This is a genomic window from Streptomyces sp. A01 (assembly GCF_059026195.1).
Map to the genome: position 1 here is coordinate 307958 of NZ_JBWLKN010000001.1, position 23765 is coordinate 331722.

The window sequence follows — 23765 nt, forward strand, 5'->3', positions numbered from 1 at the left end:
GGCGGAACCCGTCGCGCCGCTATCCGCGGAAATCCGTCCCCGGCTGCCGCGCTGGGGGTGCAATGCCCGGCGGTGGCATAAGCCGCCCCGGTTCTTTCGGGGCCGCCCGAAAAGCAGTCGTCTCATGTGCCGCGCCGTGCGTCGAATTGACGCGCGGCGCGGCGTCCGGCTTTTCGCGCGGATCAGTTTCCGGCGGTCAGTGCTCCGGCCATCGCCGCGAGGACCGACGGGGCCACGCGGTAGTACACCCACGTGCCGCGCCGCTCGGAGGTCAGCAGTCCGGCGTCGCGCAGCTTCTTCAGGTGGTGGCTGACGGTGGGCTGCGAGACGCCGACATCCGAGATGTCGCACACGCACGCCTCCCCGTCCGGGTGTGAGGCGATCTGCGAGAACAGCCGCAGCCTGACCGGATCGCCGAGCGCCTTGAACATCGCGGCGGTGTGCTCCGCTTCGCTGGGCGTCAGCGGGCGCTCGGTCAGCGGCGGGCAGCACGGCTCCACGCCTGGTTCCAGCAGCGGCAGAGTGAGCGTCTGAGTCTTCGCCATACCCCTAGTTTGACACACATCGAAGTATTTGCGGGGCCCGGCGCCCGGCGCCCTCGGGGCCGGTGGGGCGAGCAGCTGCGAGAAGCCGCCCGCTTCCAGGGTGTCGATGGGCGGATCAGCACCGCGGTGCACGACGTACGCGACCCGCTGCCCCTGCCGGACGCCTCTGTAGACGCGGTCTTCGCGCACATGCTGCTGTGCATGGCCCTGTCGACAAAGGAGATCCACGCCCTGGTCGCCGAGGCCCGCCGCGTCCTGCGGCCCGGCGGGGTCTTCGTCTACACCGTGCGGCACACCGGCGATGCGCACTACGGCGCCGGCACCGGCCACGGCGACGACATCTACGAGCACGGCGGCTTCGCCGTCCACTTCGTTCCCCGCGACCTGGTCGACGTCCTCGCCGACGGCTGGACCCTGAACGAGGTCCACGCCTTCGAGGAGGGCGACCTGCCCCGCCGCCTGTGGCGCGTCACCCAGACCCTGCCGCGATGACCGCACAGCTCGTGCCGCCAGCAGACATCACGGTCGACGGCACCGGTTTGCTTTGCGTCACCCTTCTGCTGCGCCTGCGCAAGCAGATCGACAACGCCGAGCCGGGCACGGTCGTCCACGTCATCGCCACCGACCCGGCCGCCCCGCTGGACCTGCCTGCCTGGTGTCACATGACCGGCCACGCCTACCTCGGGCCCGTCCCCGGCCCCGCGCAACCGGTGTACGCACTCCAGTTGGTCGCCGACCCGCTGCCCACCCGGACTGACGCACCATGGCACCCAGCCGCGCCGTAACCTCCAGCGCACCAGGTTCACGCCTCCTCTTGCGGAGCGCGGGCCACGGGTCTGCCAGCACCTCGGTGTACGCGTTGCTCGCTGAGGTTGTGGACCCACCGGCCCGGCTCCACCTCGCTGCGACCGCTCCGGGTTCTCAGGATCGGCCACCGCATCGGCTTCCTGATCGCGCGCGGTCAGTCCCGGCCGGATCGCGGCGGCAGCAGGCGACAGCGCGCTTCCTGGGCGGTCTCCGCCCAGGCGCTGGTCAGCTCGCGCCTGGGGGAGCCGTGCTGGGACGGCACGCTGCGCCGAGCGATCCGGACGCGGCGGAGGCAGGAGAGCCGGTCGGGGTCCACGACCGGGCCGCTCGCCGCGGTGGAGTGCGCGAGTCGGCGGCGGCCTGGGGAGGCCCCATGAGCAGCCCGATGGCGGGCACGCGTGATCCGCCGGATACCCCCTAGCGGCCCCCCGCTTCCCTCAGTCCCCCCAGCGCCTCCGGCAGATCACCGGTGTGCAGCACCCCGAGGCGCTGGGTGGCTCGGGTCAGCGCGACGTACAGATCACTCACCCCGTACTCGGCCGGTTCCACGACCAGCACCGTGTCGAACTCCAGCCCCTTCGCCTGCCGTGCGTCCAGCAGCACCACGTCCCGGGTGAGGTCGGGCGCGGTCCCGTGACCCGCGTCCGGCAGCTCCGCGAGGAGCGGTGCGTGCAGCGCCGCCGGGGCGAGGACCGCGACCCGTCCCCCACCCAGGGCCGCCGCGGCTTCCCGTGCCACGGCGGCGGCGAGGCCGCCCGCGGCGACGCGCAGCGCCCAGGGCCGCACCCCGGTCGACCGCACCGAACCGGGCGGCTCGAACGACGGGTCGTGCGCCCGCAGGAACCCGGCGGCCACCTCCATGATCTCGGCGGGCGTACGGTAGTTGACCCCCAGCCGCACGTGCTCCCAGCGGTCGCCCACGTACGGCTCCAAGACGCGTTCCCAGGAGCCGAGCCCTGCCGTTTCCGCGGTCTGCGCCGGGTCCCCGACGAGCGTCATGGAACGCGTCGGAACGCGCCGCATCAGCAGCCGCCAGGCCATCGCCGAGAGCTCCTGCGCCTCGTCGACGACGATGTGGCCGAACGCCCAAGTCCGGTCGGCCGCCGCCCGCTCGGCCGCGCTGCGGCGGTCGGCCTCCTCGTGCCGTTCGGCCATCCGCTCGGCGTCGACGATGTCGTGCGCCGCGAGGACCTCGGACTCCTGGTCCTCGAACTCGTACGTCTCCGAGCCGGCGGACAACTCCAACACGCCCTGCGCGTAGGCGATCCGCTCCTGGCGCTCGGCCTCGGCCGCGGCGCGGGCCGCACTGTCGTCCTCGCCCAGCAGTTCGGCGGCCTCGTCGAGGAGCGGTACGTCGGCCGGGGTCCACGCGCCGCCCTGCCGCCGGATCAGCTCGGCCGACTCGTCGTCGAGGTGGACCGGCTCGGCGAGGAAGTCCGCGACGAACTCCTGCGGGGTCAGCTGCGGCCACAGCTCGTCGACGGCCGCGTGGACCTCCCGGCTCGTCGCGATCTCCTTGCCCAGCTGGGCCATGTCGTCGGGCCCCAGCAGATTGGGCCCGCCGAACGGGTCGGCGCCGATCCGCTCGGCCAGTTGCGCGGTGAGCGCGTCAATGATGTGGAACGCGAAGACGGGCCTGGCCAGGTTGTGGGGCAGTCCGCTCTCGCGCGCCCGCCAGCGCGCGTCCTCGGCCATGGCCCTCTCCAGGTGGAGTGTCCCGTATCCGTCGTGGTCGATCTCCGTCGCCCACTCGGGCACGGTCTGCCGGTCCCGCAGCGCCTTCGCCAGCAAGTCGGCCATCGCGGCGCGCCCCTTGACCTCGGCGGCGGCCGGACTGTCGGTTCCGGTGGCGCGCACACCGGGGAAGAGTTCGCCGATGGTGGCCAGCAGCACCCCGGTCTCGCCCAGGGACGGCAGCACGTCGCCGATGTAGCTCAGGAAGGCCGGATTCGGGCCGACGATCAGCACGGCGCGACGGGCCAGCAGTTCCCTGTGCTCGTACAGCAGGTACGCCGCCCGATGCAGCGCGACGACGGTCTTCCCGGTGCCTGGGCCGCCCTCGACGACCATGACGCCCTGGTGGGGCGCCCGGATGATGCGGTCCTGCTCGGCCTGGACGGTCCGGACGATGTCGTGCATCCGCCCCGTGCGGGCCGCGTCCAGCGCGGCCAGCAGGACCTCGTCGGCGTCCGCGCCCTCGTGGCCGGTGCGCGTCGGGTCCCTGAGGTCCATCAGCTCGTCGTGGAGCGCGGTGACGGTGCGTCCCTCGGTGGTGATGTGCCGCCTGCGCCGCAGGCGCATCGGAGAATGGCCGGTGGCCAGATAGAAGGGACGTGCCGTGTCCGCCCGCCAGTCGATTACCAGAGGCGTACGGGACGGGTCGTCCTGCCGAATTCCGATGCGCCCGATGTGATAGGTCCGGCCGTCCCGGAAGTCGAGGCGTCCGAAACAGAGTCCGTTCTCCCCCGCGTGGAGCGCACTGAGCAGCCCGGACTGCTCCGCCACCAGCACATCGCGCTCAAGCCTGGCCTGGAAACCGCTCCCGACCTGCACGAGCGCGCCGCGCACCGACTCCTCGGCCTCCTCCCTGAGCTGATCGAGCCGGGCGTAGAGGCCGGTGATGAATTGCTGTTCCTGCCGCATTTCCTCGATTGACAATTCCACTCCTGACGCGATATGCTTCTCGCAGAATACTTCTCCTGATGTCTTTTCGTGAAAGACATGAAGGATTAAATATACGCAGGATCAAGCCCCGGATGTCAATTCATCCGGGGCTTATCTTTTTGGGGAATCACCGCTCTCGTGCGGGGCCGACGCGGCAAGGCGGGCGTCGGCCAGCGGGGCGGGGCGTGCTCCGACAGCGGAGCCCGCTCCTCACAGCAGGAGATCGAGAAGCTGCGCCCCCCTGGGTGCCAGCCGCAGCCGGACATGGCGTCCCTGGCGCTCGCGGCGCACCAGCCCGGCGTTCTCCAGCTGCCGGCAGTGGTAGGTGGCGGTCGCTGGGGTGCAGCCGAGGTGGTTGGCGATCTCGCTCATGGTCGCTGAGCGCAGTCCGTGCCGCAGGATCGCCGCCCGCTGGTCGCCGAGGACCAGGGCCAGCGCGTCAGGCGGCGCGGAGAGGGAGGGCGGGCCACTCTTCCAGGCCAGCGGGAGTCCGGCAGGCGGATAGCCGATGCGTACGCTGTCGTCCCCCAGCGCGCAGCCGGCCAGCGCCTGGGTGCCGGAGGTGAGCGGCACCAGCACCAGCAGCCTGCCGCCGTGTTCCGGCGTCTCAGGGGGCGCGGCTCCCAGATGCAGGCGGGCGGAATCGGCGAAGTGGAGCGTGGAGCCGGAGAGCCGGCAGCCGGTGCTGAGGCCTGACAGCACCAGGTCGAGCTGGTTGGTGACCAGCGCGGTGCCGATCCGCTCGGTCTCCCGGTCCCTGATCGCGGCGGTCCGGTGCCACAGGGGCTCGTACACCTGCCATATCGCGGCCTGGACGCTCGCTGACGCGGCGGAGAACAGGCGCGGATGGCGGTAGAGCCGTCTCCAGGAAGCGGGCGGCTCACCGGCGAAGTGCTCATCGACCTGCGCCCGTACGGCTTCTGGTGACAGGTCCCGAATCCGTTCCAGCTGCGCTTCGACGCCGCCCTCGGCGAAGGGGTCCATCGCCGCCGTGAGGAAGCACGGGATCGGTGCGTGCTGCGCGGTGAACAGCGACCGCACCAGACGGGCCGCCCCGGGCGGCAGCGCGGCGCGGATCATCCGACGGATCTGCGGCGGCACGCCTTGTGGCGGACCACCGAGGCTGTCGGAGAAGAGCGAGCGCACCGACAGCCCCGGATGCGTCGACACCCGTACATTGACGTTCTGTAACTCGCCCAGCCTCAACTGCGCCGACGACCTCACGATGTGCCCCCCGATCGCGTGCCGTGCCCCACTGCCCCGGTGCTCCCGCGTGACGCGGAGACATGTCGTGACCAGAATGGCCGACCACGAGCGGAACCCATGAGTCCATAGGGGCGTGTCGGCGAGCGGCCACCGTGGGCGCCGCTACCGGGCGAAGTACGCCTGGGCCGCGCGGACTCCGTCGGCCAGCGCTTCCACCTCGGCCAGGGTGTTGTAGACGTGGAACGACGCCCGGGTCGTCGCCGGAATGCCGTAGCGGCGCACGATCGGGCGGGCACAGTGATGCCCCACCCGTACGGCGATGCCCCGGTCGTCGAGGATCTGACCCACGTCGTGCGGGTGAACACCGTCGACGGTGAAGGAGACCGCTGAACCGCGCTCGGTGAGGTCCGGCGGGCCGATGATCCGCACGCCGGGTATCCCGGCGAGGAGTTCCAGCGCGTGGGCGGTCAGCGCGTCCTCGTGGGCGGCCACCTCGTCCATGCCGAGCGCCTGGAGATAGTCCACGGCCGCGGCCAGGCCCACCGCTTGGGCGGTCATCGGCACGCCCGCCTCGAACCGCTGGGGCGGCGGCAGGAACGTCGAGTGGTCCATCTCGACGACCTTGATCATCGAGCCTCCCGTGAGGAACGGCGGCAGCCCTTCGAGCAGTTCACGGCGGCCCCACAGCACACCGACACCGCTCGGGCCGAGCATCTTGTGGCCCGAGAAGGCGAGGAAGTCGGCACCCAGCGACGCGACGTCGACGGGCCGGTGGGGTACGGACTGGGCGCCGTCGACCACCAGGACCGCGCCGACGGCGTGCGCGCGGTCGGCGATCAGGCGCAGCGGATTGACGGTGCCCAGGACGTTGGACTGATGAGTGAGGGCCACGATCCTGGTGTCCTCGTCCACGAGCCGGTCGAGGTCGTCCAGGTCGAGGCGGCCCTCGTCGGTGAGCCGGAACCACTCCAGCCGCGCGCCCGACCGCTCGGCGAGCCGCTGCCAGGGCACGAGGTTCGCGTGGTGCTCCATCTCGGACACCACGATCTTGTCGCCGGGGCCGATGGCCGAGGCGTCCCCGGCACCCGCGGGGCCCTGGGGGCACGCCTCACCGAGGGCGTACGCGAGGAGGTTGATGCCCTCCGTGGTGTTCTTGGTGAAGACGATCTCGCCCTGGTCCGCGCCGATGAACCCGGCGATGGTGCCCCGGGCTTCCTCGTACGCCTCGGTGGCCTCCCCGGCGAGCTGGTGCGCCCCGCGGTGCACCGCGGCGTTGCGTGTCAGATAGAACTCCCGCTCGGCGTCCAGCACGGGCAGTGGCTTCTGCGTCGTGGCGCCCGAGTCGAAGTAGACGAGCTGGGCACCGCTCTCCATCCGCCGCCGCAGGATCGGGAAATCCTCGCGGAGCTTGTCACCATCGATGGCCACGGTGGGCACCTTCTGATTTCTCACGCCTTCTGGCGTTGTTTGGCGTGAGAGAAGCTAACTCTCCTCACGGAGAAGTTCAAGCGTTAGCATGAGGCGGTGGATCACGAGACCCCGTACTACCTGCACCAGCTGCCCGTCCCCGGAGAGGAGCGCTTCGCTTCCCTCGCCCTGGTGAACACCCGCTTCACGGTGAGCCACGGGCCGATCGATCTGCTGGAGGACACGGGCGCGGCGCAGCTGTGGCTCGTACGCCACGAACTCCTCCCGGACCGGGTGGCGCTCGGCGGCAGGCAGCTCAGCCGCCTGCGCTCACTCCGGGAGGCGCTGCGCGAGCTGTTCACGGCGCACGGCGCCCGCCGCGCACCCCAGGCGGCGAGCCTGGAGACGGTGAACGCGGCGCTGGCGGCGGCGCCCTCCACCCCGCGACTGCTCTGGACGGCCGAAGGTCCGTACCGGGCGGACGAGCCGGACACGGGGAACCCCGCCGGAGCCGCGCTCTCCCTGCTCGCCGAAGACGGGACGGAGCTGCTCACCGGGCCCGAGGCCGGGCAACTCGCGGAGTGCGGGGCGCAGGGCTGCGACCGGTGGTTCCTGCGCTCCCACGCGGCCCGCCGCTGGTGCACCACGAAATGCGGCAACAGGGTCAGGGCCGCGCGGGCTTACGCGGCGCGCAAGGGGCAGTAGCCGGACCCGGGCGCGCTGATCACGCCCGGCGACCGGGCGACGGGCCGCGCGCACCGAGGTGGCGCCGCTCTGCGGGGCGGCGGCCGGTCGCCGCTGTGAAAGAGAGGAAGACGCACCGGAATACCTGGAACACCTCATCCCCGCGCATGAGGCGTCTCAGTGAGGAGCGGCGGGATCAGGAAATCTTCTTGCCCATCAACTGGGGGAATTCGGCCGGTCCCGTATCGAATCCCCGGACGATTTCCCGGAGTTGCCATTGTCCCGTGTCGTCCCGGGAGAACTCGGCGACCGTGGCGGCGGTCGAAGCGGCCACCGAGGCGAAGTCGTCCTGGACGAGTTCGTTGTCCCGCTCCAGTATGCGGACGCCGCTGTTGGCCACGTCGCCGAACGTCTTGCGCCCGTCGCTCTGCTGGATGGCGACACCCACCACGACACGGGAGTACGTCTCCGACAGCCGCTCAAGCTCCAGCGTCATGGCCTCGTCGACACCGAACCCCTGGCCGGTGCGGCTGTCCCGGTTGAGCGTGATGGTGCCGTCAGGCGACCGGCTGTCGAAGTGCACGAGATATACGGGATCGCCGTACGGGTCGTCAGCGGCGTACGTCGCCGCGACGATATCGAGATCGTTGATCGGCTCACCAGCGGGACTCGGGTCCCACTTGAGGGCCACCTCGACTTTCTTGAGCCCTTTGTTGAGACTGTTCACGAATTTCCCTTCCCTGGAACGGGGCTGATACGAAAGGCGCGTCCGCGCTCAAGCGTATCCCCAGGCCGCGCAGTTGACGGGGCGTGGGGCGATCCCGTTCACCAGGTGCGATGCGACGGGCGGACGGAGTCGCGCGCGGAGCGCCCGGCATGACGGAAGCGCCCCGCCGAGGGTCTGTGTTCCCGCCCGCGTGCGCCGCCCGCGTGCTCCGGCGCGCACGACGGCAGCCGTCGCGCAGCCCGCCGGGGCGGTCGGGGTGGCGGCGGCCGCCGTACGGGCGCGGGCGGCCTCGCCGCGCTCAGGAAGATCCCCGGATGTCCTCGAAGCGGGAAGTCCCTCGAAGCCGCCGCGTGCGTCAGCGCGGGGGAGTGCCGGAGGGGGCCGGGCTGGGCGCCGACGTGGCGCGGCGCCGGGCCGGGTGTGGGGGAGCCGCACCGCACACGACCACGGCACACGGCATACGACATACGACATACGACCGCGCCGGTGAGCGGTGTCACCGGCGCGGTCGCCCGCCGCGGGCCGAGGCTGCCCATGGACCGAACTGGCCCCCTGGGCCGGGACGGCGGGGCGGAGCTCAGCCCTCTCTGTTGGTCCGGGCGGCGCGTGTCACCATGCTCGCGGCAGCGAGTCCGAGCAGGAAGATGACGGCACCGGTGAGGACGTTGTTCCAGATCATTCCGGCGTCGGGGAGCGGGGCCCGGGTGACGACCCACGGCGACACGATCAGCCACAGGCCGATGGCGGCGCAGGCACCACTCAGTCCCGCCATCCGCTCGGGGGCCATGGTCAGCGCCAGGCCCATCACGGCGATGGCGATTCCCATGATCAGGTTGTTGAGGGCGAGTTCGGTGCTCGTCGCGGCGAAGTGGACCGTCCAGGCCGAGATCGCCACGTACAGACCGGCGAGCAACAGGAGCCCGTCGACCGCTGTCACGCCCTGCTTCCCAATCATGCGCGCGTAGCGTTCCTGCATTTCCGGCACGTCCGGGTGGCCGGAAAGATCACCCGGGTGACGCGAGACTTTGGCCATTCGACTCGCCTCCTTTGGTTCGAGCAAGCCTGACCGCACGTTGCGGCGTAGGGGCCGACTCCATTGTGCTCTTATCTCGCCTTTATCGGTAGTTATCACCCGGTATCACCCTTCGCGAAAAACGGGACAGGTGTGCCTGGCCGCGTGGGCCGGTCCCGGGTGGGCGGGCGCCCCTGCTCCGCGTGATCAACGCCGTGGTCGCCGGGACAGGGCGCCCCTGCTCGCGGCGGCGAGGCGGTCGTAAGCCCGCCGTGCGAAAGGGGGTTTGCGCCGGATGATCGGGTGAAACCCGGGCACGGAGGCCGACCTTCCGGATCGGCCGGGCCGGACGGGCCCGGCGGCTCGGCGGGCGAGGCCGACCAGCGGCCGGCAGCCGACCGCTGACGATCAATGCCGCGATGAAGCGACGAACAAGGCCGGAAGAGGACGGACGAGGAGGTCACCATGACCACGCAGGTCAAGGAAATGCTGCGCACCTACCCTGCCGACCTGGGTGGCGTAGACCGGGAGGCGCTGGAGCGCTGCATCGAGGAGTGCGCCGTGTGCGCGCAGGCGTGTACGGCGTGCGCTGACGCCTGCTTGTCCGAGGGGGCGATCGGCGACCTGGCCAAGTGCATCCGTACCGACATGGACTGCGCGGACATCTGCTCCGCGACCGGGTCGGTCCTGTCCCGGCACACCGGATACGACGCCAACATCACCCGGGCTCAGCTCGAAGCCTGCGCGACCGTGTGCAAGGCATGCGCTGACGAGTGCGAGAAGCACGCCGCCGCGCACGAGCACTGCCGGGTCTGCGCCGAGGCATGCCGGCGCTGCGAGGAGGCGTGCCGGACCCTGCTGGCGTCGCTGGGCTGACGGCGGGCAGGGCCGGAGGGCGAGATAGTCCCGCTGGCCGGCCAGGACGGCCGCGGCCTGAGGGACGCCGGGGCCCATCGGGGACGGCATCGCGCTGCTTACCAGGATGCTGCCCGTGGGCTCCGTGGGCCAGTGCCAGGCGCAGCTATCGATGGCGGCCGTCCAGGGCGGGGCGAAGACGGCGGCGCGAGAGAGCGACTTGCCGCCAGCCCGGCAGCCGAGGCTCGGCCCGCGCCCCCGGCGGGGTCGCCTCAGGCGCGGGCGTCCGGGCGGCGCCTCAGCCGGTCACGGGCGAGAAGTCCTCCAGCAGCCGTGGCGGCGCCGCCTGCTTCCACGAGTCCACAACGATGTCCCGCAGCTCGCCGGTGTCCTCCAGCGCGGCGATCCGCACCCGGACCCAGTTCGAGCCGGCCTCGTGCGGCGGCACCCAGAACTTCGCGGGCTCCGCCGCGATCAGCTCCCGCCGCTCAAGCCGGGGACACCGCACGGCGAACGACGTCTGGTCGTCGGGCATCGTCACGAACATCTTCCCCGCCACCCTGAAGGTGGGCATGCCCCAGGCCTGCTTCTCCACCGTCTCGGGCAGGGACAGGGCGATGCGGCGCACATCATCGGAATCGGTCATAGGGCAACGTTAATCACAGGGTGTGACAGGCGCCCCAGCACCTCACGATGATGCCGCTCGCGCTCACCGACGTCACGCACCGGGGCCGGGATTCGATCCGCCGTCCGGCCCGCGCGGCGGCCGAAGCCCAGGGGCGGCTCCAGCCGCCTGCGCGGGGCCGGTCACCGATGGGCCGCGATGGTCTGGCCGATGGTCTCGTAGCCCTCGGGTGCCGGCCGTAGGGACCGGGTCGTAGCGCCCGCGCGGCGGGCTGGACGACTGGGCTACCGGTCTCCGGACGGCTTCTCCGCGGCGGCGAACTCCCGCATCGCCTCCTCCACGATCGCCTCAAGGCGCGCGTGATGCGAGCCGCGCCAGTAGACGCGCTCGCAGGCCGTGCACTGGGCGAAGACGTCGTACGTGGTGCGCGTGCCGTGCTCCAGCCGCTCCTGGACGGCCTCCTTGTCGGCGTCCGCCAGCAGCCCGTTGCAGGCACTGCACCGCGTCCACGGCGCGAGCTCGGGAGCGAACCGGCCCAGGACGTCCCGGAGCTGTTCTCCGGGCTGATCGCTGTAGACGTACGCCCCCGCCCAGATCTCCCGCCGCCGCAGCAGCCCCCTGTCCCGGGAGAGCAGCACCCGCTGCTCGGCCGCCGACAGCGCGGCCAGCGCCGCGTCCCCGATGTCCTCGCTCTCGTACGCCGTGTCGATGCCCAGCAGCCGCATCCGCCGCGCGAGCGTCCCCAGGTGCACATCGAGCAGGAACCGCAGTGGTGCCCCCGCCACCCACTGCGGACGCTTGACAGCGCACACCCGCACGCGCTCGCCCGCCACCGGCACATGGGACGCCGGGACCTGCCGCCCGTCGGTCAGTAGCCGCCCCACCTCGGTGAGCGGAACGCCGAGCGACTCCACGACGTGCCCGAGCGAGGACAGTCCGTCGGTGATGACGGGGGCGGGGCCGCCACGCCGTTCGGCGGCGACGAAGACGCGCAGCTCAGGATCGAAGGCAACGTGGATCTCGGGTCCGTTCACGGCGCCAGCATGCCATCGCTGACGGCGACGGCGCCTCAGGCTTTCGTCCATCTCTGGCCGCGGGCGCGCGGGCCCGCCGGAAGCCGACCGGGCCCGGACCGGTCCGACCGAGCGGAGGGGTTGCCCGGCTGCCGCGCGGCGCCCGCGCGCGTCAGATGGTGAACGCCCTCGGCGGCCTGGTGGCACGCCTCGCGGAAGTGACGGGGTATTGGCCGGAGGCGCCCCGGCGCCGGGGCGGGGCACCGGGGGCGCTTGCCACGTCCGGGCCGGGCCGTAGGTGGGGAGCGCGCCAACTCCCGCACGGGTCTTGACGCTTGAACCAGTTTGCCCACACGATGCGGGGCCGTATCCGATGTGCGCGTGAATCCGTCAGGGACAGCCAAGAGGCGGCGCGGAGGCGATGACGTGGCCGGTCGAGCGGCCTCAGCACGGGACCGGCCGGGCCGCCCCCGGCCGGTCAGTCCCGGTCGGCAGAGCATCCAACTCCCCCTGCGAGGCGAAGATGTCGAAGCGCTCCACTGCCCGTCACGCCGTCCTGACCGCCACAGCCGTGACCTGCGCGCTGCTCAGCGCCCCGGCGGCGACCGCCGTCGACAGCGCCGCGCCCGGCCCGGCGCCCACGGCGGCCACGTACGCCAAGTACGTGGCGCTCGGTGACTCCTACACCTCAGGACCGCTCATCCCGCTGATGAGACTGGACCCGCTCGGCTGCTTCCGCTCCACCCAGAACTATCCGTCCCTGCTGGCCAGGAAGCTCGGCGTGCGCTCGTTCACCGACGTCAGCTGCGGGGGCGCGACGAGCGAGCACATGAGGCAGTCACAGTCGGTGCCGCTGGGTGTGAACGCGCCGCAGTTCAACGCGCTCACCGCGGACACGGACCTGGTCACCGTCGGCATCTCGGGGAACGACGACAACATCTTCGGCACGCTGACCGGGACCTGCCCCACGAAGACCGCCGAGGACCCGAAGGGCAACCCCTGCCAGGACGCCTTCACCACCGGTGAGGGCGTCGACACCATGAAGCAGCGGGCAGCCGCCATCGAGCCCCGCGTCGCCGACGTCCTGCGGGGCGTCCACGACCGCTCACCGAAGGCGAAGGTGCTGCTGGTGGGCTATCCCCGCATCGCCCCCGAGACCGGCACGTGCCCGGACCTGCTGCCCCTCGCCGACGGCGACGTGCCCTGGGTCGACTCCATCGAGCGGGAACTCAACGCCATGCTGCGGCGGGCTGCCGAGAAGGACGGCAGGACCGCCTACGTCGACACCTACACACCCTCGCGCGGCCATGACATCTGCGCCCCGGGAGGGCGGGCGTGGATTCAGGGGAAGGACACCGACCTGACGCGGGCCGCGAGCTACCACCCGCGCGCCGCGGGCATGGCGGGCACGGCCGAAGCCGTCGCCCGCGCGCTCCGCGCCGAACCAGTGCGGCGCTGACCAGACGGCGCGGCCCCGGTTCCCGGGCGGCACCCCGTCCGCCCGGGAGCCGGGCGGGCGGGGTGTGGTCCGCGGCCGCGCCGATGGCGCTCAGCGCGGGGACGCGCCGGTGGCGGCCGCCTCGCGGGCGCGTCCGTCGGCCAGCTCCAGCCGGTCACCCTCGAAGCCGCCACGGAAGCGGCGGTCGTGCGAGACCACGACGACCGCCCCCTCGTACGCGGCGAGGGCGGCTTCCAGCTCCTCCACCAGGCTCAGCGCCACATGGTTCGTGGGCTCGTCGAGAACGAGGAGGTCGGCGGGCCGGGTCACCAGGCGGGCCAGCTCCAGCCGGCGCCGCTGGCCGATCGAGAGTGCGGCGACCGGCACGTGCAGGTCCTCCTCCCGGAACAGGCCGAGCGCCAGCAACTCCTCGGTGTGCTCGTCCGGAAGCCCGCCGCGTCCGGCGGCGAAGGCCCGCAGCAGCGGCAACCGCGACGGCACGGCGGGCAACTCCTGCGCGAGGTAGCCGATCCGGGCCGGGCGGCGCACGGTGCCCTCGTCCGGTTCCAGGTCCCCGGCGAGGACGCGGAGCAGCGTGGTCTTGCCCGCGCCGTTGGGCCCGGTCACCAGCAGCCGCTGCCCGGGCAGCACCGTGAGCGCGTCCACCCGCAGCCGGTCGCCGACGGCGACCCCGGCCAGCTCGGCGAGCACATCAGGCCCGTCCGTGGCCCCGCCCTGCCCGTCCGCGTCCGCGACGCCGCCCTGCCCGTCCGCGCCGGGGTGCGGTCCGCCCGCCGCGGGGAGCCGTGCTGTGAACCGCAGGGGCTCCGGCGGGGCGGGCACTGGCTCCTGCCGTAGCCGGTGAAGGCGCTGCCGCGCGGCTCTGACCTGCCCTGACAGCTTCGCCTCGTGGGAGCGGCGGTGCTTGCCGAACCCCTCGCCGGGGTCCTTGCCGCTGCCCGCCAGCCGCTGCCCGGCGGCTGCGACGAGCGCTTCCGTACGGGCGACCTCGGCCAGCCACTCCAGGTGGTCCTGCTCCCAGCGGCGGCGGGCGGCGGCCTTCGCGGCCCGGTAACCGGACCACCCGTCGCCGTACCGCGTCACCGCCCGGGTGTCCCGGTCGACCTCCAGGACCGTGGTCGCGACGCGCTCCAGGAAGGCCCGGTCGTGGGTGATGGCGACGACGGTGCCGTGGTGTGCCCGCAGCTGTTCCTCCAGCCAGCCGGTGGCCTGCTGGTCCAGGTGGTTGGTCGGCTCGTCCAGCAGCAGCAGCTCCGGTGCGGCGGCGAGCACGCAGGCCAGGGCGAGCCGGGACTGCTCGCCACCGGACAGCGACCCCAGGTGCCGGTCGCGGGCCAGGTGGCCGAGACCAAGGCCGTGCAGCGCGGCGTCCACACGGGCGTCGGCCTGGTATCCGCCGCGCTCCTCGTACGACGTCAGCAGCTCGCCGTACGCCGCGAGTTCGGCCTCGGTGGCTTCCGCCATCCGGGCCTCGGCCTCCCGCATCCGCCGCTCCAGGTCGCGCAGGTCGGCGAGGGAGAGGTCGATGGCGTCCCGCACGGTGGACGCGGGGTCGAGGTCCAGGGTCTGGGCGAGGTATCCGGTGCCGCCGGGGAAGTGGACGGTGATCTCCCCGGTGTCCGGTTGTTCGGCCCCGGCCAGCAGTCGGAGCAGGGTGGATTTGCCGGAGCCGTTCTCTCCGATGACGGCGGCCTTGTCTCCAGGCCGTACGGTCAGCGACACCTGGTCGAGGACGGAGCGGTCCCCGTACGCCTTGGAGACGTCCTTGACGGTCAGATGGGCGTGCGTATGAGCGCGATCGCGCATGGTTCTTTCCCTGATATGGCATGCCCTCGGTGCCGCATGGCGGGCCGGGGCTGGTTTCGACGGGCCGACGCAGTGGGCCGACGCTCAACCGCGCACCGACCAAAAGGGTCAGCGGGTCGCGCCGGGACCGTGCCCGGAATCAGAGAAAGAAGTAGTGCGAAACCATGCTGCCGAGTGTAGCCACAGGCCCGCGATGCCGGGAAGTGGTTTGAGCGGCGCCCCGGACGGGGCGAGCCGTGCGGCGGCGCGCGAGCTCGGGCGGCAGGCGTGGCCGCCCGTGGTCAGGGGCGGGTCAGGAGTTCCTCGGGGTCCACTGGGTGCTGGTCGTGACGTAGGTCCGCAGGCCGTGATTGTCCGGGTGCTTGTCCACGCGGGTGATCCATAACAGGACCACGTTCTTCTTGGTCGTCTCGACGCAGATGCCCAGGTCCTTCTTCAGCACGGCACCGTTCTGGATCTTCTTGATGGAGACCGGATTGGGCAGATTGGCCGTACGGGCGGCGTCCCGGCACTCCGCCGGGCCCACGTCCCGCTGGGTGACCGAGCCCATGACGCCCTGCCCGTCGCGGAGCTTGAGGCCGCTCCCCGGGGCCTTGCCGCCACGGCCGCAGTTCATGTACTCCAGGGTCTGGCCGTCAGCGATGTAGTTGCCGTGGTTGCTGTCCGTGGTGACCTTCATGCTGTCCAGGTCCACGAAGGTCGACGGTGCGGCCGCGCAGTCGGCGAACGCGTCACCCTCCGAGGCGGGAGGGCGGATGACCAGTGCCGTGTTGTCCTGGGTGCGTGTCCAGCCGTTCTCTTCCTTGGGCCTGTCGCGCGCCTCGTCGCCCCCGCCCTTGTCGCCGCCGCTGCCCTTCGCGGTGCTGTCGCCCGGCAGCTGAGTGATGATGAGCGCTGTGCCGCCGCCGACCAGCAGGGCCGCGAGCGCCCCGACTCCGAAGGCGAGGGCGAGCCGTCGGCGCCCGGTGCGGCTCGTGTGGGCGGCGTCAGCGGTGAGCTGCCGGGTCGACTCGTCGGGCGGGGCGACCCCCGGCTCGCCGGAAGCGGAAGAGGGCAGCGCCGAGGACGCCGCTTCCCGGCGGGTCACCTCGGCCGCCACCGGCTGCGGCAGCCACCACCCGGTGCCACGCTCGAAGGACGCCGCTCCCGCGGCGGACCGGCACAGCTCTATCACCTCGGCGGGGGTGGGGCGCCGGGCGGGGTCCTTGGCCAGGCAACGCGCGATCACCCCGCGCAGCCGATCCGGGCAGTCGTCCAACTGCGGTTCCTGGGAGACGATCCGGTACAGCAGGGCCTGTCCGTCCCCCTCGCCGAACGGGTGGCTTCCGGTCGCGGCGTAGTACGCCACGATGCCCAGCGCGAAGACATCGATCTCGGGGCCCGCCGAATGCCCCGTCACCTGCTCGGGCGACATGTAGGCGGGAGTGCCCAGTCGTACGTCCGTGCCCGTCAGGGCCGTCGCGTCGGCGGACCGCGCGATGCCGAAGTCGATGACACGCGGCCCGTCAGAGGCCAGCAGCACATTGGTCGGCTTCAGGTCCCGGTGGACCACACCGGCGGCGTGGATCGACTGCAGGGCCTCAGCGACCCCGGCGACCAGCGAGAGCACCGTTGTCGGCGGCAGCGGCCCATGCTCGGGGACCGCCTCGGCGAGCGCGGGCCCCGGTATGTAGGAGCTGGCCAGCCACGGCTGCGCGGAGTCCACGTTGCTGTCGAGCACCGGCACCGTGTACGGGCCCTGCACGCGACGCGCGGCCCGTACCTCATGGCTGAACCGGCGGCGGAACTCGGGGTCTTCGGCGTACTCGTGCCGTACCACCTTGAGGGCCACCGGCTGCCCGCCCCGGCTGAACGAGAGGTACACCACCCCCATACCGCCGGAACCGAGCCGGCCCCTGAGCTGGTACCCCGCGATCACCTGGGGGTCCTCCGCCCGCAGAGCCTCAACCATGTCTCTCCCTCAGCCGTGGACGAGCGGATTCTCGCCTGCATCCCGCTCCCGTACAACCGCCCGGCGGCAGCGGGGAACCTGGCTGGTCCCGGCAGCCGCAGGACGCGCCGGGCCTGTCCGGGTACCACCCACCCGGTCGCCGAACCACCAAGGACGGACCGCCGCCTGCCGTACGAACCCAGCCGGGCTCGTTTCCTGACGCCCCGTAGGGCCGCCGCGCTCGCCAGCCGGGCGCGGCCGACCCCGCCCGGCCTATGCCCGATACGGTCGGTGATCAGCCCTCGGCCCGGCGCCCGTACGCCCCATGCCGGAGCGGCGGCGGCGCGGGGCCCGCTACCCCGGTCGGCCTGTTGGGAATGATTTTCATTAAGCGTGTAGGGTGAGCGCATGCGCGACAACACCAGCCCCCACATGACCGGTCCCTACGAGGTCAGGACGGCCCGCCTCCAGGACTGCGAGGGCGCCCGCCAGGTCATGCTGGACACGTTCTACCAGGAATTCGGCTACGGCTACGTTCCCGCCTGGCATGCCGATGTCATCGACATCAAGGGCGCGTATCTCGATGACCCGCGCCAGTTGCTCGTGGTGGCCACGCTGGACGACGAGGTCGTGGGAACCACCGGCCTGCTCTCCCGTGGCCCGGCCCACCCGCCCCACCCGCGCTGGCTCGCCGAGCGCTACCCCTCGGGTTCCACGGCCCAGCTCGTCCGCGTCTATGTGCGGCCGGACCACCGTCGGCACGGGCTGGCGCGGGCCATGGTGCGGACGGCGTGCGCGTTCGCCGCGGCGACCGAGGGCTACGACTGCGTCTATCTGCACACCAACGTCGACGTCCCAGGAGCGCGGGGCTTCTGGGACGACGTGGCCAAGGAGGTGTTCGACGCCCGGACGACCGGCGAACACGGGCCGGGTTTCGGCACGGTGCACTACGAGATCCCGCTCGGCCACTGAGCGACCTCCCCCAGGGCCGGGCCCGGCAGGCCCGTCGCCGCCTCAGCGGTGAGCGGCGTGGGCAGCCGGGATGCCGGGCAGCTCCATGGCCTGCCCGGCATCGCCCGCTTCTCCGGACAGCCGCAGCGCGGCGGCCACCGGGAGTCCCGCGGCTCAGTCGTCGGAGGAGAGCGCTTCCAGCAGCTCTCCGGCCTTGGGGTCGGGCAGTGCCTTGGCCGCGTCGGCCAGGGCGACCATGCCCACCAAGGTGTGCCCGTCGATGACCGGCAGGCGGCGGACCTTGTGCTGCTTCATGGTGGCGAACACTTCTTCGACGTCGTCATCGGCGCCGATGGTCACCGCTTCCCCCTGGGCCAGGTCGCCCGCCTTCGTCTGCGCCGGGTCCTTGCCCGCGCCGAGAACCTTCACCACGATGTCGCGGTCGGTGAGGACTCCCTTGAGCTTGTTGTCGGTACCGCAGATGGGCAAGGCGCCGACACCGAGCTCGGTGATCTTGCGGGCGCCCGCGAGGACGCTGTCCTGGGCACCGACGCACTCAGCGCCAGGGGTCATGATTCCGCGTGCGGTAGGCACGATTCGCTCACCCTCATCTCGATTTTCCGGCGGTCAGTTCCTGGTGCAACGCGGCCCGGGTTCCCTGGCGGCCGCGGAGCAAACAGCCGCGGTCGGCGCCCCGGTCCGGCGTCGCGTGATCACGGTGGGCATAGCGACGCCGGTGACGGGCACCCGGGAGGCCGGAACGAAACAAACGCTTCCGGGCGGGCCCCGCCCGGCGGCCGCGGAAGGCGGAAGAGGGAGGAGGGACGCCGTGACCACTCCGCACGATCCAGGCGCGGACCCCGAGGACGAAGGCATCCCCGACCTGCAGGACGGGACGCCGGAGCAGCAGCGTGCGTCGGACCCTCAGCAGCTGCCCGTACCGGGCGACGAACCCACCATCGCCGAGTACCGGAGCACGACCACCAACGAGGCGTGGGAGCGGGAACCGCTCGACGAGCGGCTGGCCGACGAGGAACCGGACGTGGGTGCCGCGACCGCCCCTGCGGAGGAGGACGTGGTGGAGGCGGCCTGGGCGGACACGCCGGAGGACGAACCGGCCGGGCTGCTCTACGACGAGCCGGACCCCGACAAGCCGCGGAACCAGGACGTCTACTCGCAGGAGGGCTCCACCAGCGGCCTCACGGCCGAGGAGGCGGCCGTCCACATCGTGGACGACGAGGACCGCAGGGTCTGACCGCACACCCTGAGGACCACGCACCCTGACGGCACGCCGGCCCCTGATGGAACAGCGGCCGTGGCGGCCACGGCTGCGGCAGGGCCCGGCCGACCGGTACCGACCGTTCGCCCGGGCCCTGCCGCGTTCACCTCCCGCCACCCGGGGACCGGGATCGCCACCCGGGGACCGGGACCCGCGGTCCGTCGTCCTTGTCATCGTCTTGGTCGTCGTTCTGGCTGCCGCCCCGCCGCAGCCGCCGTACGGAACCCGCGGCATTACGGTGACGGCGCTGATGACTGCGGGGACGGCGAAGACGGCGACGTGCCGGACGAGGGGGCATGGAGCTCGTCGAGGATGCGGTGGGCATCGGTCAGGAGGGTGCCGTACAGCGGCCATTCACCGGGCGCGTCCAGGTGCTCGCGGCGGCTCTGCTCGACCAGTTCGCGGTAGCGTCGCCGCCCCTGCCGTACGTGGCCGAGCAGTTCATCGCGCCGGCCGTCGCGGCTCTCCTCCGCCGAGCTGTATATCTCCGCCGCCCTGGCGGTGTCGGCGAGCAGGTCGGCGTACGCGGTCAGGAAGTCGCGGGCCAGCGCGTCGTAGTACTCGCTCTGCGCGGCGTACGACAGGCCGTGGGCGAGGGACCGCGCCTGGGCGCCCACCCGGTCCAGGGTGTTGATCACCGTGTGATAGCCCGGAAGCGTGTGCGGGCCACCGGACAGCAGACGGCGCGGGTTGAGCTTGGCGTTCTCCTCGCCGCTCTCGACCGTGGCGCGCGCCCGCCGCGCGACGGACTCCACGGTGTTGGCGTGTTCCAGCCACTCCTGTGCCTGCTCGGCGGTGGGGGCCGATTCCCGCAGCGTGCGGGACATGTCCGACAGCAGCCCGCACACCTCGCCCGACAGCTCGGTCATCGCTTCCTCAGCGGTGTGGAAGCGCGGTGACGGAGCGAGGAACACCGCGAGGACGACCCCGCATCCGACGCCGATCAGCACCGCGAGACCCAGGTGGCCGATGTAGGTGGCGTTTCCGCCACCGGAGGTGAAGGCGAACAGGGCGGTCACCGGCACCTGGAGACGCTGCGCGCCCAGGTGCTGGAGCTTCGCGATGGCCAGCGCGATGACCATCAGCACGGCCAGGCTCCAGGTGTGCACGCCCGCCAGTGATCCGAAGAGCGCGGCGAGCACCATGCCGAGCACCACGGCGCTCAGGTACCGCATCGAGTGCCGCAAGGACCGGTACACCGTCGCTTGCGAGGCCAGCAGCGAGGCGAACGGTGCGAACGTCCTGACCTGGGGCTGGAGCAGCCACGAAGCCACCAGCCAGGCGATGACGGCCGCTGCCGCCGACTTGGCCTGGAGCAGGACGTCGTCCCGTTCCGTGCCCGGCCGACGCGCCGCCCGCTTCAGGTAGTCGAGTGAGTGGCGCGCCCCCAGCCGCAGTCGCCGCACCCCCGCCCGCACGCCGTCCGCCGGGCCGGGCGCGCTCACCGGTGGCCCGCCGCGCCACGCACGGCGACGCGGGCCGGCTCACGGCGGGGCGGCGCTGAGGTGCGCCGACCGCCGTCGCGGTCGGCGGGACGGTGGAACTGGCGCCGGGACGGCGTCCGGAGCATGAAGAGTCCTCCAGGTGTGGGTAACGACGGTGCCGGAGGGCGGCAGGACCGTCAGCCGGTGCGAAAGGCCCGGGCGATGTCGGCGTGCGGGGTCAGCCCGAGACCGGGCGACCCGTCACCGCCGGGGTAGAGGTCGCCGCCGCCGGGACCGAGTACCCCGGAGAAGAGCAGGGATTCCACGCGTACGTGATCGTGGAACCATTCGACGTGCCGGAGGTTGGGCACAGCGGCCGCCACATGCGCGTGCGCGTGCGGGGCGCAGTGGCTGGAGATCTGCACTCCGGCGGCTTCGGCCAGGGCCGCCGCCCGCAGCCATACGGTGATGCCCCCGCACCGGGTGGCGTCGGCCTGGAGGCAGTCCACGGCACCGGCGCTGAGCAGGTCGTGGAACTGGGGGAGACCGTACGCGTACTCACCTGCGGTGACGTCCATCGGCACGGCGGCGCGGACCTGCGCGAGCCCTGTCCGGTCGTCGGAGGAGACGGGCTCCTCGAACCAGGTGACGCCTTCGGCGACGAGGTGGGAGCTGAGCCGTATCGCCTGCTTGCGGGCGTAGGCGCCATTGGCGTCGACGTACAGCTCCGCCGAGCCGCCGATGCTCACGCGCGCCCTGGCGACCCGCTCCCTGTCGCGTTGCTCGGCGCCGCCCCTGGCCTCGCCGATCTTGATCTTCACGCGGGGTATGCCCTGGAACTCGCACCAGTCGCGCAGCTGCCGGTCCTGCCGCCTGTCGTCGTACGTGGTGAAGCCGCCGCTTCCGTACACGGGCACGGCCTCGCGGCAGGCGCCCAGCAGCCGCACCAGGGGCAGGCCGAGGAGGCGGGCCTTGAGGTCCCACAGGGCGATGTCGACCGCGGAGATGGCGGCCGAGACCAGCCCGGGGCGGCCCGCGTCGCGCATGGCGTGGCTCATCGCCTCGTTGGCCGCCGGCACGTCCCAGGCGCTCCGGCCGACGACCTCAGCGGCCAGGTGCTGGTTGACGACGGCCGCGGTGACCGGCGCGCCGTAGGTGTACCCCAGGCCGACGGTGTAGCCGGACCTGGCGTGCACGAGGACGACCGTCGTGGAGTCCCACTCCAGGGTTCCGTCGCCTTCCGGTACATCGGTGGGAATGGTGCAGGCGGTGGCGGACAGGCTGTCCACCAGGGGGCCGGTTCCGCCGCCGCGGGCGGTGCCGCCCAGGGTCATCGGCGGGCTCTCGTCGCGGGGTGGGGCCCGTGCTGGGGGGAGTGGGCCATCGTCAGCCCTCCCGGTGCGGGGGTGCGATGAGCGGCGCCGCGCTCACCGCTCGTGCCCCTCGCCCGTTCCGTCCTTGCGGCTCTTGCCGCCCGGCAGCATCTCCTGCACCTTCGCCTTCAGGCCCTGCCGCAGCACGCTGCCCCGGTCGCTGTCGCCGCGCAGCACGGCGGAGGCCGCCGCCTCGATCTGGTCGAGGGTGGCGTGCGGGGGGATCGGGGGCACGGCAGGGTCGGTGCGGAAGTCGATGACGAAGGGCCGGTCGGCGCTGAGCGCCTGACGCCAGGCGGACTCCACCCCGGCCGGTTCCTCCACCCGCACCCCGTCGAGCCCGATGGAGCGGGCGAATTCCGCGTACGGCACGTCGGGGAGGGCCTGTGAGGCCAGGAACTGCGGCGAGCCGGACATGGCGCGCATCTCCCAGGTGACCTGGTTGAGGTCCTGGTTGTTGAGGACGGCCACCACCAGGCGGGGGTCGTGCCATTCGCGCCAGTACTTGGCGACAGTGATCATCTCCGCGAGCCCGTTCATCTGCATGGCGCCGTCACCGACGAGGGCGATCGCGGGCCGCCCCGGATGCGCGAACTTGGCCCCGATCGCGTACGGCACGCCGGGACCCATCGTCGCCAGCGTGCCCGACAGGGAACCGCGCATCGCACCGCGGATGCGCAGATGCCTGGCGTACCAGTTGGCGGCCGACCCCGAGTCGGCGGTGATGATCGCGTCGTCCGGCAGCAGCCCGTCCAGGGTGGACGCCACGTACTCGGGGTTGATCGGGTCGGCCGTGACGCTGGCGCGGCGTTCCATCACCTTCCACCAGTGCGCCGTGTTCTCCTCGATCTTCTTGCGCCACGCCCCGTGCTTCTTGCGCCGCAACTGGGGCAGCAGTTGCTTGAGGGTCCGCTCGGCGTCGCCCGCCAGGTTGATCTCGAACGGGTAGCGCATCCCGATCATGTGCGGGTCGATGTCGATCTGCACCGCGCGCGCCTGCCCGTACTCCGGCAGGAACTGCGAGTACGGGAAGCTGGAGCCGATCACCAGGAGGGTGTCGCAGTCGCGCATCAGCTCGTACGACGGCCTGGTGCCCAGCAGGCCGATCGAGCCGGTCACGTACGGCAGGTCGTCGGAGAGTACGTCCTTGCCGAGCAGCGCCTTGGCCACCCCGGCCGACAGCACCTCGGCGACCTCCTCGACCTCGGCCCGCGCTGTCCTGGCGCCCTGCCCGATGAGGATGGCGACCTTCTCGCCGTCGTTGAGCAGCTCCGCCGCACGCGCGATGTCCGCTTCGGCGGGCACCGGCGCGCTGGCGGCGATGCCCAGGCTCGAAGGGACCATCTTGAAGGCGTGCTGCGGTGGCGAGTAGTCCAGTTCCTGTACGTCAGCGGGGATGATGAGGGCCGTCACGGTGCGCTTCGCGTACGCCGTCCGCATGGCCCGGTCGAGCACGTTCGGCAGCTGCTCAGGGACGGTCACCATCTCGCAGAAGTCCGACGCCACGTCCTTGTACAGGCTCAGCAGGTCGACTTCCTGCTGATACGAGCCGCCCATGGCACTGCGGTTGGTCTGCCCGACGATCGCCACGACCGGCACGTGGTCGAGCTTCGCGTCGTAGAGGCCGTTGAGCAGGTGAATCGCGCCCGGCCCCGAGGTCGCCGCGCAGACCCCCACCCGGCCGGAGAACTTCGCGTATCCCACGGCCTCGAAGGCGGACATCTCCTCATGGCGCGACTGGAGGAACACCGGCCGGTTGCCGGCCCGCTCCCAGGCGGCCAGCAGGCCGTTGATGCCGTCTCCGGGGTAGGCGAAGACATGCTCCACGTCCCACTCGCGGAGGCGTTGCAGTACGTAGTCGGACACCTTGGCGGACATGAGTCTCCTGTCGGGTCGGGCGACGGACCGGACGCTCGCTGGCGGGGGCCGGGACCGTGGCCGGGAACAAGCGGCGAGTCACCCAACCGGCGGCGGGGAAACGCGCGCCGGGGGGAAAAG

At 72.0% G+C, this 23765-nt stretch carries 21 protein-coding genes; 7 read left to right on the forward strand and 14 right to left on the reverse strand.

Going from position 1 to position 23765, the window contains the following annotated elements; all coding sequences use genetic code 11:
- Positions 1-182: 182 nt before the first annotated feature.
- Positions 183-545, reverse strand: a complete 363-nt coding sequence (locus AC5P1B_RS01130) for an ArsR/SmtB family transcription factor (RefSeq protein ID WP_493884214.1) — start codon at positions 543-545, stop codon at positions 183-185.
- A 9-nt stretch (positions 546-554) separates the two neighbouring features.
- Between AC5P1B_RS01130 and AC5P1B_RS01135 the strand changes: the two genes are divergently transcribed.
- The gene (locus tag AC5P1B_RS01135) at positions 555-1037 is read left to right on the forward strand and encodes a class I SAM-dependent methyltransferase (protein WP_493884215.1); all 483 of its coding nucleotides are present in this window, start codon (positions 555-557) and stop codon (positions 1035-1037) included.
- On the forward strand, positions 1034-1330 hold the full coding sequence (locus AC5P1B_RS01140) for a sulfurtransferase TusA family protein (protein WP_493884216.1): 297 nt from the start codon (positions 1034-1036) through the stop codon (positions 1328-1330). The genes AC5P1B_RS01135 and AC5P1B_RS01140 overlap by 4 nt, the downstream gene beginning before the upstream one ends.
- A gap of 439 nt (positions 1331-1769) precedes the next feature.
- On the opposite strand, the gene AC5P1B_RS01145 is transcribed toward AC5P1B_RS01140, so the two are convergent.
- From AC5P1B_RS01145 to AC5P1B_RS01155, 3 genes are all read right to left on the reverse strand, one after another.
- Complete coding sequence (locus AC5P1B_RS01145) at positions 1770-3995, reverse strand: HelD family protein (protein WP_493884481.1); 2226 nt, start codon at positions 3993-3995, stop codon at positions 1770-1772.
- 231 nt (positions 3996-4226) lie between these two features.
- Positions 4227-5186, reverse strand: a complete 960-nt coding sequence (locus AC5P1B_RS01150) for an ArsR/SmtB family transcription factor (RefSeq protein WP_493884217.1) — start codon at positions 5184-5186, stop codon at positions 4227-4229.
- 198 nt (positions 5187-5384) lie between these two features.
- Positions 5385-6650, reverse strand: a complete 1266-nt coding sequence (locus AC5P1B_RS01155) for a SufS family cysteine desulfurase (protein WP_493884218.1) — start codon at positions 6648-6650, stop codon at positions 5385-5387.
- Between the two features lie 96 nt (positions 6651-6746).
- Between AC5P1B_RS01155 and AC5P1B_RS01160 the strand changes: the two genes are divergently transcribed.
- Positions 6747-7334 (forward strand): ABATE domain-containing protein, encoded by a 588-nt coding sequence (locus AC5P1B_RS01160; RefSeq protein ID WP_493884219.1) that lies wholly within the window; start codon positions 6747-6749, stop codon positions 7332-7334.
- A 175-nt stretch (positions 7335-7509) separates the two neighbouring features.
- On the opposite strand, the gene AC5P1B_RS01165 is transcribed toward AC5P1B_RS01160, so the two are convergent.
- Together AC5P1B_RS01165 and AC5P1B_RS01170 are read right to left on the reverse strand one after the other, a co-directional pair.
- Complete coding sequence (locus AC5P1B_RS01165) at positions 7510-8040, reverse strand: TerD family protein (protein WP_493884220.1); 531 nt, start codon at positions 8038-8040, stop codon at positions 7510-7512.
- Between the two features lie 577 nt (positions 8041-8617).
- Complete coding sequence (locus AC5P1B_RS01170) at positions 8618-9073, reverse strand: SPW repeat protein (RefSeq protein WP_493884221.1); 456 nt, start codon at positions 9071-9073, stop codon at positions 8618-8620.
- A 444-nt stretch (positions 9074-9517) separates the two neighbouring features.
- On the opposite strand from AC5P1B_RS01170, the gene AC5P1B_RS01175 reads away from it, so the two are divergent.
- Positions 9518-9928: a four-helix bundle copper-binding protein gene (locus AC5P1B_RS01175; RefSeq protein WP_493884222.1), complete on the forward strand. Its 411-nt coding sequence runs from the start codon at positions 9518-9520 to the stop codon at positions 9926-9928.
- A 277-nt stretch (positions 9929-10205) separates the two neighbouring features.
- Here AC5P1B_RS01175 and AC5P1B_RS01180 read toward each other — a convergent pair whose 3' ends face one another.
- Entirely contained in the window at positions 10206-10553 is a 348-nt protein-coding gene (locus tag AC5P1B_RS01180; protein WP_493884223.1) for an MmcQ/YjbR family DNA-binding protein, read from the reverse strand.
- Between the two features lie 263 nt (positions 10554-10816).
- Entirely contained in the window at positions 10817-11566 is a 750-nt protein-coding gene (locus AC5P1B_RS01185) for a Mut7-C RNAse domain-containing protein (RefSeq protein ID WP_493884224.1), read from the reverse strand.
- A 502-nt stretch (positions 11567-12068) separates the two neighbouring features.
- Between AC5P1B_RS01185 and AC5P1B_RS01190 the strand changes: the two genes are divergently transcribed.
- Positions 12069-13004 carry an SGNH/GDSL hydrolase family protein gene (locus AC5P1B_RS01190; RefSeq protein ID WP_493884225.1) on the forward strand — a complete coding sequence of 312 codons (936 nt, stop codon included), beginning with the start codon at positions 12069-12071 and terminating at the stop codon, positions 13002-13004.
- 90 nt (positions 13005-13094) lie between these two features.
- Here AC5P1B_RS01190 and AC5P1B_RS01195 read toward each other — a convergent pair whose 3' ends face one another.
- Complete coding sequence (locus tag AC5P1B_RS01195) at positions 13095-14810, reverse strand: ABC-F family ATP-binding cassette domain-containing protein (protein ID WP_493884226.1); 1716 nt, start codon at positions 14808-14810, stop codon at positions 13095-13097.
- A gap of 292 nt (positions 14811-15102) precedes the next feature.
- Positions 15103-16761: a serine/threonine-protein kinase gene (locus AC5P1B_RS01200; RefSeq protein ID WP_493884227.1), complete on the reverse strand. Its 1659-nt coding sequence runs from the start codon at positions 16759-16761 to the stop codon at positions 15103-15105.
- A gap of 387 nt (positions 16762-17148) precedes the next feature.
- On the opposite strand from AC5P1B_RS01200, the gene AC5P1B_RS01205 reads away from it, so the two are divergent.
- On the forward strand, positions 17149-17712 hold the full coding sequence (locus AC5P1B_RS01205) for a GNAT family N-acetyltransferase (RefSeq protein WP_493884228.1): 564 nt from the start codon (positions 17149-17151) through the stop codon (positions 17710-17712).
- A gap of 153 nt (positions 17713-17865) precedes the next feature.
- Here AC5P1B_RS01205 and AC5P1B_RS01210 read toward each other — a convergent pair whose 3' ends face one another.
- Entirely contained in the window at positions 17866-18285 is a 420-nt protein-coding gene (locus tag AC5P1B_RS01210) for a CBS domain-containing protein (protein ID WP_493884229.1), read from the reverse strand.
- Between the two features lie 235 nt (positions 18286-18520).
- Here AC5P1B_RS01210 and AC5P1B_RS01215 point away from each other — a divergent pair, with 235 nt between their 5' ends.
- A complete protein-coding gene (locus AC5P1B_RS01215) occupies positions 18521-18946 on the forward strand; it encodes a DUF5709 domain-containing protein (protein WP_493884230.1) in 426 nt (141 codons plus the stop codon).
- A gap of 257 nt (positions 18947-19203) precedes the next feature.
- Here AC5P1B_RS01215 and AC5P1B_RS01220 read toward each other — a convergent pair whose 3' ends face one another.
- The 3 genes from AC5P1B_RS01220 to AC5P1B_RS01230 all read right to left on the reverse strand — a co-directional run bounded on the left by AC5P1B_RS01220 (position 19204) and on the right by AC5P1B_RS01230 (position 23645).
- On the reverse strand, positions 19204-20415 hold the full coding sequence (locus tag AC5P1B_RS01220) for an FUSC family protein (protein WP_493884231.1): 1212 nt from the start codon (positions 20413-20415) through the stop codon (positions 19204-19206).
- A 176-nt stretch (positions 20416-20591) separates the two neighbouring features.
- A complete protein-coding gene (locus AC5P1B_RS01225; RefSeq protein WP_493884232.1) occupies positions 20592-21728 on the reverse strand; it encodes an enolase C-terminal domain-like protein in 1137 nt (378 codons plus the stop codon).
- A gap of 93 nt (positions 21729-21821) precedes the next feature.
- Positions 21822-23645, reverse strand: a complete 1824-nt coding sequence (locus tag AC5P1B_RS01230; protein WP_493884233.1) for a thiamine pyrophosphate-requiring protein — start codon at positions 23643-23645, stop codon at positions 21822-21824.
- Between the last annotated feature and the right edge of the window lie 120 nt (positions 23646-23765).

What these genes read in the sequence shown, in the direction of transcription:
- AC5P1B_RS01130 (WP_493884214.1), bottom strand. Translation starts at nt 545, where the DNA reads ATGGCGAAGACTCAGACGCTCACTCTGCCGCTGCTGGAACCAGGCGTG.
- AC5P1B_RS01140 (WP_493884216.1), top strand. Translation starts at nt 1,034, where the DNA reads ATGACCGCACAGCTCGTGCCGCCAGCAGACATCACGGTCGACGGCACC.
- AC5P1B_RS01145 (WP_493884481.1), bottom strand. Translation starts at nt 3,995, where the DNA reads ATGCGGCAGGAACAGCAATTCATCACCGGCCTCTACGCCCGGCTCGAT.
- AC5P1B_RS01170 (WP_493884221.1), bottom strand. Translation starts at nt 9,073, where the DNA reads ATGGCCAAAGTCTCGCGTCACCCGGGTGATCTTTCCGGCCACCCGGAC.
- AC5P1B_RS01175 (WP_493884222.1), top strand. Translation starts at nt 9,518, where the DNA reads ATGACCACGCAGGTCAAGGAAATGCTGCGCACCTACCCTGCCGACCTG.
- AC5P1B_RS01180 (WP_493884223.1), bottom strand. Translation starts at nt 10,553, where the DNA reads ATGACCGATTCCGATGATGTGCGCCGCATCGCCCTGTCCCTGCCCGAG.
- AC5P1B_RS01190 (WP_493884225.1), top strand. Translation starts at nt 12,069, where the DNA reads ATGTCGAAGCGCTCCACTGCCCGTCACGCCGTCCTGACCGCCACAGCC.
- AC5P1B_RS01195 (WP_493884226.1), bottom strand. Translation starts at nt 14,810, where the DNA reads ATGCGCGATCGCGCTCATACGCACGCCCATCTGACCGTCAAGGACGTC.
- AC5P1B_RS01200 (WP_493884227.1), bottom strand. Translation starts at nt 16,761, where the DNA reads ATGGTTGAGGCTCTGCGGGCGGAGGACCCCCAGGTGATCGCGGGGTAC.
- AC5P1B_RS01205 (WP_493884228.1), top strand. Translation starts at nt 17,149, where the DNA reads ATGCGCGACAACACCAGCCCCCACATGACCGGTCCCTACGAGGTCAGG.
- AC5P1B_RS01225 (WP_493884232.1), bottom strand. Translation starts at nt 21,728, where the DNA reads ATGACCCTGGGCGGCACCGCCCGCGGCGGCGGAACCGGCCCCCTGGTG.
- AC5P1B_RS01230 (WP_493884233.1), bottom strand. Translation starts at nt 23,645, where the DNA reads ATGTCCGCCAAGGTGTCCGACTACGTACTGCAACGCCTCCGCGAGTGG.